The sequence below is a fragment of the Micromonospora sp. NBRC 110037 genome, assembly GCF_001652995.1.
Lineage (GTDB): Bacteria > Actinomycetota > Actinomycetes > Mycobacteriales > Micromonosporaceae > Micromonospora > Micromonospora chalcea.
On the sequence record NZ_BBVA01000006.1, the window covers coordinates 332206 to 345043 of the forward strand.

Consider the following 12838-nt stretch of genomic DNA (forward strand, 5'->3'; position numbering starts at 1 on the left):
GATCTTGCACTTTCTGCCCCGGCGAACGGGGCGAATCACCCGCCCCGAGGGCCGAAACTGCAAGATCAACGGGGAGAGGGCGGGCGAGGGTCAGGGCAGGGTGTGGGTGGTCTTCTCGGTTTCGGCGCGGGAAGCCAGGCGGGTCGGGTCGGGGTGGGCGCACGCCACCACGCTGGCTCCTGCCGTGAGCGGGGTGAGCAGCCAGTCGACCGGGTCGGGGTGGGTGGTCACGTCTACCAGGAGGCGGTCGCCCTGGGTCAGGCCCAGCTCGGTGGCGCGGGCCGTCGCGCGGGCCAGCAGCGCCGCGTCCCCCTCGCCACCCTCGGGGTACGGCGTGAAGTGGTCGCCGTGTCCGCGTACCGCCGTCACGAAGTCGGCGTAGCCGGCGGGCACCTGCCGCATCGGCAGCGCGAACGGGTCGAGCGCCAGCGCGTACCGCTCGCCGGCCGGCCACCCGGCCGCCCCGTCCGCCCGGTCGGCGGCCACGAACAGCACCTCCACCGGCCCCGGCGCGTCGGTCACCGTCAGTTTCGCCGACCAGCAGCCGAGCAGCACGGCGGCGGTCTGCCAGTGCGGCGGCAGCAACACGCCGGCCGGGTCGCCGGGCGCGGCGCCGATCTCGTCGGTGAGCAGGTTCGCGGTCTTCGCCACCCAGTTCGCAAGCGTCGCGCCGGACAGTTCGGTGCGCTCGCCGGTGGCGTCGTCGTACCAGGTCAGCAGCGGTCGGGTGGGGTCCGGCGCGATCGCGTCGGCGAACACCCGGGCAATGTTGTCGGCCATCGGCGCGAACGATACGCGCCCCGCGTGCGTACTCGATGACAACGTCAAGTCGGCGTACCGTCGGGTCGCGGTCAGCGTTGTGCGCCCGGCGCGGCGTACGCTTGCCGACAGTGTTCTTCCCCACAACTGCGCCATCTGAGGAGCCGCCCCGTGACCGCCGGTCGCCCGCCCCGCGTTCTCATCGACGCCACGAGTGTCCCCGCCGACCGTGGCGGCGTCGGTAGATACGTCGACGGACTGCTCGGCGCGCTGGGCCGGGTCTGCGGCACCGGCGTCGACCTGGCGGTGGTGAGCCTCCGCACCGACCTGGAGCGCTACACCCGGATGCTGCCCGGCGCCGAGGTGATCCCCGCCCCGGCGGCGGTGGCGCACCGGCCGGCGCGGCTGGCCTGGGAGCAGACCGGCCTGCCGCTGCTGGCCCAGCAGGTGGGCGCGGAGGTGCTGCACTCGCCCTTCTACACCTGTCCGCTGCGGGCCGGATGCCCGGTGACGGTCACCGTGCACGACGCGACGTTCTTCACCGAGCCGGAGCACTACGACAAGTCGCGCCGGACGTTCTTCCGCAGCGCCATCAAGACCTCGCTGCGGCGGGCCGGCCGGGTGATCGTGCCGAGCAAGGCCACCCGGGACGAGCTGATCCGGCTGCTGGACGCCGACCCGACCCGGATCGACGTCGCCTATCACGGCGTCGACCAGGACGCCTTCCACGCGCCCGGCGACGAGGAGAAGGCGCGTGTGCGGGCCCGCCTGGGTCTGGGCGACAGCAGCTACGTCGCGTTCCTCGGGGCCAAGGAGCCGCGCAAGAACGTACCCAACCTGATCCGCGGCTGGGCGCGGGCGGTGGCCGACCGGCCGAACCCGCCGGCGCTCGTGGTCGCGGGCGGTCAGGGGCACGACGACGACATCGACCGCGCGGTGGCCGAGGTGCCGTCGCACCTGCGGCTGCTGCGCCCGGGCTACCTGCGTTACGCCGATCTGCCCGGCTTCCTCGGTGGCGCGCTCGTGGCCGCCTACCCCTCCTACGGCGAGGGCTTCGGCCTGCCGATCCTGGAGGCGATGGCGTGCGCGGCCCCGGTGCTCACCACGCCGCGCCTGTCCCTGCCCGAGGTGGGCGGCGACGCGGTGGCGTACACCAGCGAGGACCCGGACCAGATCGCCGCCGACCTGGCCGCTCTGCTGGACGACGAGCCGCGGCGGCTCTCGCTGGCAAAGGCCGGGTTCGACCGGGCCAAGGAGTTCACCTGGGAGTCCAGCGCGGACGTGCACATCGCGGCCTGGCGACGGGCCCGGTCCTGAGGGCCGGCGGGGCGGCCCCGGCCGACCGACCGTGACGACTCGCCCGCTTCGGGCATGATGTGCTGATGTTCTACGCCGTCATCCCGGCGGGTGGCAGTGGCACACGGTTGTGGCCGCTGTCCCGTGCCGGCCATCCCAAATTCCTCCACCCGCTGACCGGCACGCCGGCCTCGCTCCTGCAGGCCACTGTCGACCGGTTGTCGCCGTTGACCACACCGGAGCGCACGCTCGTGGTCACCGGGGCCGCGCACGCCGCGGCGGTGGCCCGGCAGCTGGCCGGCGTGCCGGAGGAGAACATCCTGGTCGAGCCGTCGCCCCGCGACTCCTGCGCGGCGATCGCGCTGGCCGCCGCGGTGATCGCCGCGCGTACGCCGGACGCGGTGATGGGCTCGTTCGCCGCCGATCACCTGATCGGCGACCCGGCCCGGCTGGCGGAGGTGGTACGGCAGGCCATCCGCGGCGCGGAGCAGGGGCTGCTGATGACGGTGGGCATCACCCCGACCCGCCCGGAGACCGGCTACGGCTACCTGGAGACCGGCGACCCGGTGGGGGACGGCACGCTGCGCCCGGTACGCGAGTTCAAGGAGAAGCCGGCCGCCGAGGTGGCCGAGGTCTACGTCAACTCCGGCCGGCACCTCTGGAACGCCAGCATGTTCGTCTGGCGGGTGGACGTCTTCCTCGCCGAGCTGGCCCGCCAGGAGCCCGAGCTGCACGCCGGGATCACCGCCATCGCGGCGGCGTGGGGCACCCCGGAGCAGGACGACGTGCTGGGCCGGGTCTGGCCGACGCTGCCCCGGATCTCGGTCGACTACGCGGTGATGGAGGGCGCGGCGACGGCGGGCCGGGTGGGCACCGTGCCGGGTGACTTCGGCTGGAACGACGTCGGTGACTTCCACACGCTCGGCGAGGTGCTGCCGGCCGACGGCGCCGGCAACGTGGTGCTGGGCGGCGACGCCAAGCCGGGCGTGCTGCTGCACGACACCACCGGCACGGTCGTGGTGTCGCACTCCGGCCGGCTCGTCGCCACCGTGGGGGTGCACGACCTGATCGTGGTGGACACCCCGGACGCGCTGCTGGTCTGCCCGCGTGACCGCGCGCAGGACGTGAAGAAGGTCGTGGACGAGCTGAAGGAACGCGGCGAGGAGGGCCTGGTCTGATCCGGCCGGTGCGGCCGCCCGCTTCCGGTCAGCGGGCGGCGCGACGGGCCAGCACGGCGAGCGCCGGTGGCACCAGCTGGGCCGTCGCGTGGGCGAGCGGCTCGGGCAGCCGGTCCGGCGGGAACCAGCCGAGCGCCTCGGACTCCGCGCTCACCTGCTCGACCGCCCCGGCCGGGGCCAGCACCGCGTACCGGACGTCGTAGTGGAACGACCCGCCCTGGCAGGCGACCTGGTGGATGTCCACGTCGATCGGTTCCGGCTCGATCGTCAGACCGGCGATGCCGGACTCCTCGGTGGCCTCGCGCAGCGCGGCCGCCACCAGCGTCCGGTCGCCCGGCTCGCAGTGCCCGCCGAGCTGCACCCACCTGCGGATCTTGCCGTGCAGGCAGAGCAGCACCCGGCCGTCCGGGTCGAGCACGAGCGCGCTGGCGGTGACGTGCCCCGCCCGGTGTGTCCGGCTCATCGCCGCCGGCCCGTCGGCCAGCAGCGCCAGCGTCCGGTCCCGGGCGGCGCCGGCGGCCGGGCTGGTCGCCGTCCAGCGGCTCAGCGCCGCGACGGCGTCGGCGTGCAGGTCGGCGTACGTGGTGAGATCGGTGTCGGGCACCCGGACACTCTACGAGCGCCACTGCGCTGCGTCTGCGCGGCGACCCACCGGCGGATGAGCGAAAGCCGGGCGGCACCCCTGCGACGATGTCGCAGACCCTCGTGGTGCCGCCCGGCCACGCCCGTCAGCCGGCGACCGGGTCGAGACTGCGCCCCGGCGTCGGCGGGCAAGGAAGAGTTTGCCGAACCGGTCACCTCACCGTCGAGGTCTTTCACCTCAGGCTTAAAGATGGAGATTACTGCCGACGGGTAAAGTCGAGCCGTGGCGGGCACCCCCGCCGTCCGCACGGGAGCACTCCATGTTGAAGATCGTTTTCTCGGGCGAAGACGTCCTGCGGACCCGGGTCGCCCCGCGCGCGGACCCGCTCTGGGAGCTGGTTCTCAGCCTGCACCTGCTCCAGGGGCGCAGCCGCGACCCGATGATGACCACATGGCGGCGGACCGTGGCGCACGGGCTGCGCACCGACAGCGACGCCGAGCAGTACCGCCTGCTCCTCGCGCTCAACCCGCCGCGTGGCTACTTCCCCGACTTCCTCACCCCGTTCGCCAGCCGGGAGGGCTTCGAGGTGGGGCTGGACGCGGTCCGCGGCACCCCTACGGACATGCTGCGCCGCGACCTGACCCGGCTCGCCGAGGAGACCACGTTGCCGCCCTCGGCGACGGCGCTCGCCCGGGGTGAGCCGGAGACACTGCACCACCTCACCGACTCCATGGCGCGATACCAGTCGCTGGCCGTCACGCCGTACTGGGCCCGGGTGCAGGCAGCGGTCGAGGCGGACCGGGCCCGGCGTGCCCGCGCCATGCTCGACGGCGGCGCCGAAGGGCTGCTGGCCAGCCTGCGTCCGAACATGCGGTGGAACTCCGGCGTGCTGGAGGTGCTCGACTATCCGGACACCCGGGAACTGCACCTGGACGGGCGCGGGCTGCTGCTCGTCCCGTCGTTCTTCTGCTCGCGTACCCCGGTGGCGCTCGTCGACCCGACCCTGCCGCCGGTGCTCGTCTACCCGGTGGACCGGCTGGCCGGCCTGACACCGGCGTCCGGCGCCGCCGGGTCACCGCAGGGCGAGGCGCTCGCGGCCCTGATCGGCCGCACCCGGTCGCGGGTGCTGCATGCCGCCGACGAGGGCTGCACGACCGGCGAGATGGCCCGCCGGCTGCACATCTCCGCCGCCGCGGCCAGCCAGCACACCACAGTGCTGCGCAACGCCGGGCTGCTGGTCAGTCAGCGCGAGCGCAACACCGTCCTGCACACGCTGACGCCGCTGGGCCGAGCCGTCCTCGACGCCTGACCTCCGCCGGGCCGTCTCAGAGCGCCAGCGTGGCGCTGGCGGCGCTGCCGGCCGGGGGCGGGAGCAGGACGGAACCGATTCCCTCGGCGGCCAGCGCGGCACGCAGGCGTTGCACGTCCGCGCCGAACCGGACCAGGTCCGCCGGGTCGAGCGGGGTCGGCGCCGCGCCGAGCAGCAGGCCGGTGGCCGAGGCGGGCCAGCCGGGCACGGTGGCGGCGAGCCCGGCGCGTACCTCGTCGTCTGTGACGTGCGTGAAGGTCGTGCCCGGCGCTACCACGTCGGCCACCGAGCCGATCGCCCGCCGCACCGCGTCCGCGTCGGCGGGCTCCGGCCCGGCCCGGTCCGGCAGCGTCGCCGCCGCCCGCAGGCCGGCGGCGCGCGCCTCGGCGGTACCGAGCGAGAACAGGTCCATCGAGGCGTCGCGGACGAGCGCCCGGGCGCCCTCGTCGTCGTCCCGGGGGGTGCCGAGGTAACCCCGGACCACCGCGACCGGCACCTGGTCGCACTTGCCCTTGATCAGCTCGCCGGCGCCGGCCAGTTCGTCGACCACCGCCATCTGGGTGACGAACAGTTCGTTGCCGTACGGGTCGACCTCGCCCCGGTGGTCGCGGATCGCCGGCATGCCCGCCACCCCGAGCGCCACGTCGGTGAGCCCGTTGCGCCACGGGCGGCCCATGGTGTCGCTGACGATCACGGCGACGTCGAGGCCGTACCGGTCGCGCAGCGCGGCACGCAACGCCCGCGCGGAGGCGTCCGGGTCGGCCGGCAACAGCACCAGGCGGGTCTTGTCCACGTTCGACGCGTCGATGCCGGCGGAGGCCATCACGAACCCGTGGTGGGTCTGCACGATCCGGGTGGCGCCCCGCGTCGCCACCACCCGGGCGGTCTCGCCGTCCAGGATCCGGTCCCGCGCCTCGAGCCGTTCCGGACCGTCGGCGGGCACGTCGACCAGCCGGCCCTCCGCCTTCGACACGATCTTGCTGGTGACCACCAGCACGTCGCCGTCACGCAGCCACGGCGCCGCGCCGGCGATCAGCGCCGCCAGGTCGTCGCCCTCGGTCACGTCGCCGATGCCCTGCACCGGCAGAATCTCCAGCCTCACATCAGCTCCAGCGCGGCGCGCACCATCGCGGCGGTCGCCGCCTCGTCGGTCATCCGCAGCGGCGCCGCGCGGACCACCACGTCCGGCACCGCCGTGCCCTCGTCCTCCGGCGCCACCAGCCAGCCGTCGAGCAGCCCGCCGGTGGACCGGGCGCCGTAGAGGCCGGCCACCCCGGCCGCGCTGCACTCCACGCCGAGCACGGCGAGGCAGCGGTCGGCCATGCCGCGTACCGGCGCGCCGCCGATGATCGGTGACACCCCGATCACCGGGGCCGGCCCGCCGGTCACCGCGTCGCGCAGGCCGGGCACGGCCAGCACCGGGGCGATGCTGACGACCGGGTTGCTGGGCGCGATCAGCACCACGTCCGCGGCGGCGATCGCCTCCACCACGCCGGGCGCGGGCTTCGCCGCTTCGGCGCCCACGAAGACGAACCGGTCGGTGGGTACGTCGGCGCGGTACCGCACCCACCACTCCTGGAAGTGGATCGCGCGCCGCCCCTGCTCGTCGGTGACGACGGCATGGGTCTCCAGGCGCTCGTCGGTGGCCGGCAGCAGCCGTACGCCCGGTTGCCAGCGCGCCGCCAGCGCCTCGGTGACCTGGGACAGCGGATAGCCGGCGTTGAGCATCGTGGTGCGGACCAGGTGGGTGGCGATGTCCTTGTCGCCCAGACCGAACCAGCTCGGCTCCGCGCCGTACGCGGCCAGCTCGTTCTTCACCGTCCAGGTCTCGCCGACCCGGCCCCAGCCGCGTTCCGGGTCGGCGCCGCCGCCGAGCGTGTAGAGCACGCTGTCCAGGTCGGGGCAGACCTTCAGCCCGTGCAGCAGCAGATCGTCGCCGACGTTCACCACGGCGGTCACCTCGGCGCCCATCTCGCGGGCGTACGCCCGTACGCCGAGCAGGAAACGGGCGCCCCCGATGCCGCCGGTCAGAACCACGATGCGCATGCGTCCATCCTTCCGCACGTGCCGCCGTCGATCGCTCGGTGGCCGGAGAGACTACGCTCACTTCGGCAACTGTCCGCTTTCGTCCCCTGGGGGAGTCCGTGACCAGCCCCGCCGAGCCCGCGTCCGGCGACGCCGCGCAGGCCAGCCAGTTGATCAAGCCGTTGCGCGAACTGGCCGCGCTCGTCCTTCTCGGCGCCAACGCCGTGCTGCTCTTCGTCGGCCTGCTGCGCCTGCTGGTGCCGGTCGACGACTACAGCACGTTCAGCGGCCGGGCGGGAAGCACGTACTTCAGCTTCGTCGGCCTGGAGGCGACGGTCCTGCCGTTGCTCGCCGTCCTGATCGCCACCGTGATCCGCCCGGTCGTGCCGAAGGCCAAGCTGATCACGCAGGTGGCGCTGGTCGAGTACGCCGTGTCCGCCGTGTTCGGCGCGCTGACGTTCCTGATCTGGCTGGTCGGCCGGCTCGCCGACGGTGAGGTGCTCGATGCGTTCCTCGGTCTGCTGACCCGCGCTGCCTGGCTGGCGCTCTTCGCGGTCGCCGCGTTCGTGGTGTTCAAGATCTGGCGCACGCTCTACTACGTGCCGAAGCCCAAGGCGCAGCCGGGCGTGTACGGCCAGGCCCAGCCCGGCTGGCCGCAGCAGCCGGGGCAGCCCGGCGGCTACCCCGGTCCGGGTGGCTACCCGCAGCAGCCCGGCCCGGGCTACCCGCAGGCCGGCTCGCCGCCGCCCGGCTGGCCGCAGCAGCCCGGCCAGTACGGCCAGCCGCAGTCGGCGCCGCCGTTCAACACCGCGCCGCCGCACGCCCCGCAGTCCGGCCCGCCGTTCGCCGACCCGCAGCCGGCCCCGCAGGCCGGCTCGCCGTTCGCCGGTCCGCAGCAGGCGCCGCAGTACGGCTCGCCGCAGTCCGCGCCGCCGTTCGGCCAGCCGCCGTCGGCCGACCCGACGCAGGCGATCCCGCGCCAGTCCGCCGAACCGGGCGCGTCGACGCCCGCCGCCGACGACGAGCGCACCCAGCGGTTCGACCGCGAGGACCCGAACCAGCCCCGCTGAGCCGCGCGGCGGGCGACGGAGCGCCGTCGCCCGCCCGACGGCAGGCTCCCGACGGCCCGCGCCGGTCCCGCTGTGAGGCGGGCCACGCGGGCCGTCCCGTTGCCCGGACCGCGAGCGGGCGCGGGCGGCCTGTCGCCCGGCAGCGCATAGGCTGGGCGGATGGTTGATCGCAGCGACCCCGAACCGACCGAGGCGAGCGTCCGGCGGGCGCTGGGACGGGCCGCCACCGGCCGGGCGCTCGACGCCGACGAGGCCGGCGCGCTGCTCGCCGCGCGCGGGCAGATGCTCGACGAACTGCTCCGGATCGCCGGTGAGATCCGCGACGCCGGGCTGCGCGACGCCGGGCGGCCGGGCGTGGTCACGTACTCCAAGAAGGTCTTCATCCCGCTGACCCGGCTCTGCCGGGACCGTTGCCACTACTGCACGTTCGCCACCGTGCCGCACCGGCTGCCCGCCGCCTACCTGGAGCGCGACGAGGTGCTGGCGATCGCCCGCGAGGGCGCCGCGCAGGGCTGCAAGGAGGCGCTGTTCACGCTCGGCGACCGGCCGGAGGAGCGGTGGCCGGCGGCCCGCCGGTGGCTGGACGAGCGGGGGTACGACTCGACGCTGGACTACCTGCGCGCCTGCGCGGTGGCGGTGCTGGAGGAGACCGGCCTGCTGCCCCACCTCAATCCGGGCGTGCTCTCCTGGTCGGAGCTGCAGCGGCTCAAGCCGGTCGCGCCGAGCATGGGCATGATGCTGGAGACCACCGCCACCCGGCTCTGGTCCGAGCCGGGCGGCCCGCACTACGGCTCACCGGACAAGGAGCCGGCGGTCCGCCTGCGGGTGCTCGACGACGCCGGCCGGGTCGGGGTGCCGTTCACCACCGGCATCCTGATCGGCATCGGCGAGAACCGGGCCGAGCGGGCCGACGCGATCTTCGCGATCCGCCGCGCGATGCGGGAGTACGGCCACCTCCAGGAGGTGATCGTGCAGAACTTCCGCGCCAAGCCGGACACGGCGATGCGCGGCATGCCGGACGCGGAGCTGCACGACCTGGCCGCCACCGTGGCGGTGGCCCGGGTGCTGCTCGGCCCGAAGGCCCGCATCCAGGCTCCGCCGAACCTGATCGCGGGCGAGTACGACCTGCTGCTGCGCGCCGGCATCGACGACTGGGGCGGCGTCTCCCCGGTCACGCCCGACCACGTCAACCCGGAGCGCCCCTGGCCGCACCTGGAGGAGCTGGCGGCGCGTACCGCGAGTGCCGGGTTCACGCTGCGCGAGCGGCTGACCGTCTACCCGGAGTACGTCCGCGCGGGCGGCCCGTGGCTGGACCCGCGCCTGCTGCCGCACGTCACGGCGCTCGCCGACCCGGCCACCGGGCTCGCGGTCGAGGAGGCCCGCCCGGTGGGGCAGCCCTGGCAGGAGCCGGAGGAGACCTACGGCGGCCGGACCGACCTGCACGCCACCATCGACGTCACCGGCCGTACCGAGGACCGGCGGGGCGACTTCGACAGCGTGTACGGCGACTGGGCCGAGGTGGCCGGCAAGGTGGCGCCGCAGGCGCGCGCGGGCGTACCCCTTGCCGGTGGCGCGGACGCCGACCTGCGCGCGGGCCTGCGGCTGGCCGCGGACGACCCGGCCGCGCTGCTGACGCCGGCGCACGAGGCGAAGGCGCTGGCGCTGTTCGGCGCGGACGGCCCGGCGCTGGACGAGTTGTGCCGGCTCGCCGACGACGCGCGCCGGGACGCGGTGGGTGACGACGTGACGTACGTGGTGAACCGGAACATCAACTTCACGAACGTCTGCTACGTGGGGTGCCGGTTCTGCGCGTTCGCCCAGCGGGAGAGCGACGCCGACGCGTTCCGGCTGTCCCTGGAACAGGTCGCCGACCGGGCCGAGGAGGCGTGGACGGCCGGCGCGACCGAGGTCTGCCTTCAGGGCGGCATCGACCCGAAGATGCCGGTCACCGGCTACGCCGACATCGTCCGGGCGATCAAGGAGCGGGTGCCGGGCATGCACGTGCACGCGTTCTCCCCGATGGAGATCGTCACCGCCGCCGCGAAGGCCGGCGTGCCGGTGCGGGAGTGGCTGCTCCAGCTCCGCGAGGCCGGGCTGGACACCATCCCGGGCACCGCCGCCGAGATCCTCGACGACGACGTGCGCTGGGTGCTCACCAAGGGCAAGCTGCCGGCCGCCGCCTGGGTCGAGGTGGTGAGCACGGCGCACGAGCTGGGCATCCGGTCCAGCTCCACGATGATGTACGGCCACGTCGACCACCCGGGCCAGTGGCTGGCCCACTTCCGGGTGCTGGCCGGGGTGCAGGACCGTACCGGCGGGTTCACCGAGTTCGTGGCGCTGCCGTTCGTGCACACGAACGCGCCGATCTACCTGGCCGGCATCGCCCGCCCGGGTCCGACGTGGCGGGAGAACCGGGCGGTTCACGCGATGGCCCGGCTGCTGCTGCACGGGCGGATCGGCAACATCCAGTGCTCCTGGGTGAAGCTCGGCGACGAGGGCACGGTGGCGATGCTGCGTGGCGGCTGCAACGACCTCGGCGGCACGCTGATGGAGGAGACCATCTCCCGGATGGCCGGCTCGGGCAACGGCTCGGCCCGTACCGAGGAGCAGTTGCGGGCCATCGCCACCGCCGCGGGCCGCCCGTTCCGCAAGCGGACGACCGCGTACGGTCACGCCGGCGCCTGAGGTCGAACCTTTCCCCGTCGCCTGCCGTACCTGTGGATGCCGGCGGCGGTTTCGGCGAGGACCGCCGCCGGTGACCCCAGAACCGGGGCCCGGCGGTGTCCGGGCGTCCCGGGCCCGTTGCGGCGCTGCGGCGCCGGTCCGGAAAGGTTGCCGATGAGCACTGACGAGACCACCGACGCGCCGAAGAAACGGCGGACCTGGCCGCGGTTGACCCGCAGGCAGACGCTCACCGCCGCGGCGAGCGCGACGCTGGGCGCCGCCGCCCTCACCGTGCCGGGCCTGTCCGCCGCGCAGAACTCCCCCACGGCGAGCCGGCGCGACGAGCCGATCGTGGCTCACCTCCGCGACGCCGCCACCGGCGCGATCGACGTCTTCGTCGGTACGACAAGGGTCGAGATCCGCGACCGCGGTCTGGCCGACCGCCTGGTGCGCGCCGCCGGCCGGCGCTGATCCCACCCCTCCACCGGCGTGGGCTCCCGGCGCCGGTTCCGTCTTCCGTTCCCCCAACGAAGGTGCGTCCGTCATGTCCTCTCACCGCGAGGCCCCGGAGATCGCCAAGGATCCGGTCGCCGACAGTTCCGACCTGTACGCGTTCGTCACGCCGAGCCAGCCGGACACGGTCACGTTGATCGCCAACTACGTGCCGGTGCAACTTCCCTCCGGCGGCCCGAACTTCTTCGAGTTCGGCGACGACGTCCGGTACGAGATTCACATCGACAACGACGGCGACGGTAATCCGGACGTCACCTATCGTTTCGAATTCACCACGGAGATCACGAACCAGAACAGCTTTCTCTACAACACCGGGCCGATCGAGTCGCTGGAGAGCAAGAACTGGAACCGGCGGCAGTTCTACCGGCTGACCCGGATCGCCGACGGCCGGGCGCGGGTGCTGGCGCACAAGCTGCCCTGCCCGCCCTGCAACGTCGGGCCGCTGTCCACCCCGAAGTACCAGAACCTGGTACGCCAGGCGACGTTCAAGCTGTCCACCGGCGAGAAGGTGTTCGCCGGACAGCGGGCCGACGGCTTCTTCGTCGACCTGGGCGCGGTGTTCGACCTGGGCACGCTGCGGCCGTTCCAGCAGTTGCACGTCGCCGGCAAGAAGCTGTTCCAGGCCGAGGGTGAGCCGGTGAACGCGCTGGACCGGCTGAACGTGCACAGCCTCGCCGTGCAGGTGCCGCTGAGCCAGGTGCGCCGCAAGGCGGCCCGCTACGGCGTGGCCGACCGCGCCTCGACCATCGGGGTGTGGACCAGCGCGTCCCGCCAGCAGGTCCGGGTGCTCGGCGACCGGGTCTCCGCGGACACCGCCGCCGGCCCGTTCACCCAGGTGTCGCGGCTCGGTAACCCGTTGTTCAACGAGGTCATCGTGCCGATGTCCAGGAAGGACGTCTGGAACACGCTGCCGCCGTCGGAGGACAAGCGCTTCGCCGGGTTCGTCGAGCGGCCCGAGCTGGCCGCGCTGCTGCCGGCGCTGTACCCGGGCGTGTTCGGAAATCTGGACGCGCTGAACAAGTCCAAGAAGCCGCGCGCCGACCTGGTGGCGATCCTGCTCACCGGAATCCCGGCCGGACTGATCGACGGCTTCGCCAACACCACCGGCGACGTCCAGGCGGACATGCTGCGGCTGAACACGGCGATCCGGCCCAGCCGCACACCGGACCGGTTCGGCGTGCTCGGCGGCGACCTGGCCGGTTACCCGAACGGCCGTCGCGTCGCCGACGACGTGGTGACGATCGCGCTGCGTGCCATCGCGGGCCTGACCGTGCCACTTGTCGACAAGACGTTCCGCCCGGACGCCGCCGCCGCGGCGGTCACGCCGGGTCTGAGCGCGGCCGACGTCACCGCGCCGTTCCTGGCCGACTTCCCGTTCCTCGGCACACCGTACGACGGGTTCGGCAACCCGCAGGCGAAGAAGTCCTGACGGGAGACGCGG

At 74.0% G+C, this 12838-nt stretch carries 11 protein-coding genes; 7 read left to right on the plus strand and 4 right to left on the minus strand.

Going from position 1 to position 12838, the window contains the following annotated elements; genetic code table 11:
- Window positions 1-90 precede the first annotated feature (90 nt).
- Window positions 91-780 carry a TIGR03089 family protein gene (locus tag A4R25_RS19960; RefSeq protein ID WP_064447702.1) on the minus strand — a complete coding sequence of 230 codons (690 nt, stop codon included), beginning with the start codon at window positions 778-780 and terminating at the stop codon, window positions 91-93.
- Between the two features lie 150 nt (window positions 781-930).
- Between A4R25_RS19960 and A4R25_RS19965 the strand changes: the two genes are divergently transcribed.
- On the plus strand, window positions 931-2076 hold the full coding sequence (locus tag A4R25_RS19965; protein WP_030501347.1) for a glycosyltransferase family 1 protein: 1146 nt from the start codon (window positions 931-933) through the stop codon (window positions 2074-2076).
- A 65-nt stretch (window positions 2077-2141) separates the two neighbouring features.
- Window positions 2142-3233, plus strand: a complete 1092-nt coding sequence (locus A4R25_RS19970) for a mannose-1-phosphate guanylyltransferase (protein WP_043330633.1) — start codon at window positions 2142-2144, stop codon at window positions 3231-3233.
- Window positions 3234-3261: 28 nt separating this feature from the next.
- Here A4R25_RS19970 and A4R25_RS19975 read toward each other — a convergent pair whose 3' ends face one another.
- Window positions 3262-3837: an NUDIX hydrolase gene (locus A4R25_RS19975; protein WP_064447703.1), complete on the minus strand. Its 576-nt coding sequence runs from the start codon at window positions 3835-3837 to the stop codon at window positions 3262-3264.
- 298 nt (window positions 3838-4135) lie between these two features.
- Between A4R25_RS19975 and A4R25_RS19980 the strand changes: the two genes are divergently transcribed.
- Entirely contained in the window at window positions 4136-5125 is a 990-nt protein-coding gene (locus A4R25_RS19980) for a helix-turn-helix transcriptional regulator (RefSeq protein WP_043326482.1), read from the plus strand.
- A gap of 16 nt (window positions 5126-5141) precedes the next feature.
- Here the strand turns inward: A4R25_RS19980 and A4R25_RS19985 are convergent, their stop codons facing one another.
- Entirely contained in the window at window positions 5142-6227 is a 1086-nt protein-coding gene (locus tag A4R25_RS19985; RefSeq protein WP_064447704.1) for a coenzyme F420-0:L-glutamate ligase, read from the minus strand.
- A complete protein-coding gene (cofD, locus tag A4R25_RS19990; protein WP_064447705.1) occupies window positions 6224-7171 on the minus strand; it encodes a 2-phospho-L-lactate transferase in 948 nt (315 codons plus the stop codon). Before cofD ends, A4R25_RS19985 begins: the two co-directional genes overlap by 4 nt.
- Window positions 7172-7269: 98 nt before the next feature.
- Between cofD and A4R25_RS19995 the strand changes: the two genes are divergently transcribed.
- The 4 genes from A4R25_RS19995 (at window position 7270) to A4R25_RS20010 (ending at window position 12826) form a co-directional block, all read left to right on the plus strand.
- On the plus strand, window positions 7270-8220 hold the full coding sequence (locus A4R25_RS19995) for a hypothetical protein (protein ID WP_064447706.1): 951 nt from the start codon (window positions 7270-7272) through the stop codon (window positions 8218-8220).
- Between the two features lie 159 nt (window positions 8221-8379).
- Window positions 8380-10905 carry a bifunctional FO biosynthesis protein CofGH gene (locus tag A4R25_RS20000; protein WP_064447707.1) on the plus strand — a complete coding sequence of 842 codons (2526 nt, stop codon included), beginning with the start codon at window positions 8380-8382 and terminating at the stop codon, window positions 10903-10905.
- A gap of 153 nt (window positions 10906-11058) precedes the next feature.
- Window positions 11059-11355 (plus strand): hypothetical protein, encoded by a 297-nt coding sequence (locus tag A4R25_RS20005; RefSeq protein WP_030501355.1) that lies wholly within the window; start codon window positions 11059-11061, stop codon window positions 11353-11355.
- Between the two features lie 73 nt (window positions 11356-11428).
- Window positions 11429-12826, plus strand: coding sequence for a DUF4331 domain-containing protein (locus tag A4R25_RS20010; RefSeq protein ID WP_064447708.1), 1398 nt, complete (start codon window positions 11429-11431; stop codon window positions 12824-12826).
- The last annotated feature ends 12 nt before the right edge of the window (window positions 12827-12838 follow it).

Coding starts and splice junctions, on each gene's coding strand:
- A4R25_RS19980 (WP_043326482.1), top strand. CDS start 4,136: ATGTTGAAGATCGTTTTCTCGGGCGAAGACGTCCTGCGGACCCGGGTC.
- A4R25_RS20000 (WP_064447707.1), top strand. CDS start 8,380: ATGGTTGATCGCAGCGACCCCGAACCGACCGAGGCGAGCGTCCGGCGG.
- A4R25_RS19970 (WP_043330633.1), top strand. CDS start 2,142: ATGTTCTACGCCGTCATCCCGGCGGGTGGCAGTGGCACACGGTTGTGG.
- A4R25_RS20010 (WP_064447708.1), top strand. CDS start 11,429: ATGTCCTCTCACCGCGAGGCCCCGGAGATCGCCAAGGATCCGGTCGCC.
- A4R25_RS20005 (WP_030501355.1), top strand. CDS start 11,059: ATGAGCACTGACGAGACCACCGACGCGCCGAAGAAACGGCGGACCTGG.
- cofD (WP_064447705.1), bottom strand. CDS start 7,171: ATGCGCATCGTGGTTCTGACCGGCGGCATCGGGGGCGCCCGTTTCCTG.
- A4R25_RS19960 (WP_064447702.1), bottom strand. CDS start 780: ATGGCCGACAACATTGCCCGGGTGTTCGCCGACGCGATCGCGCCGGAC.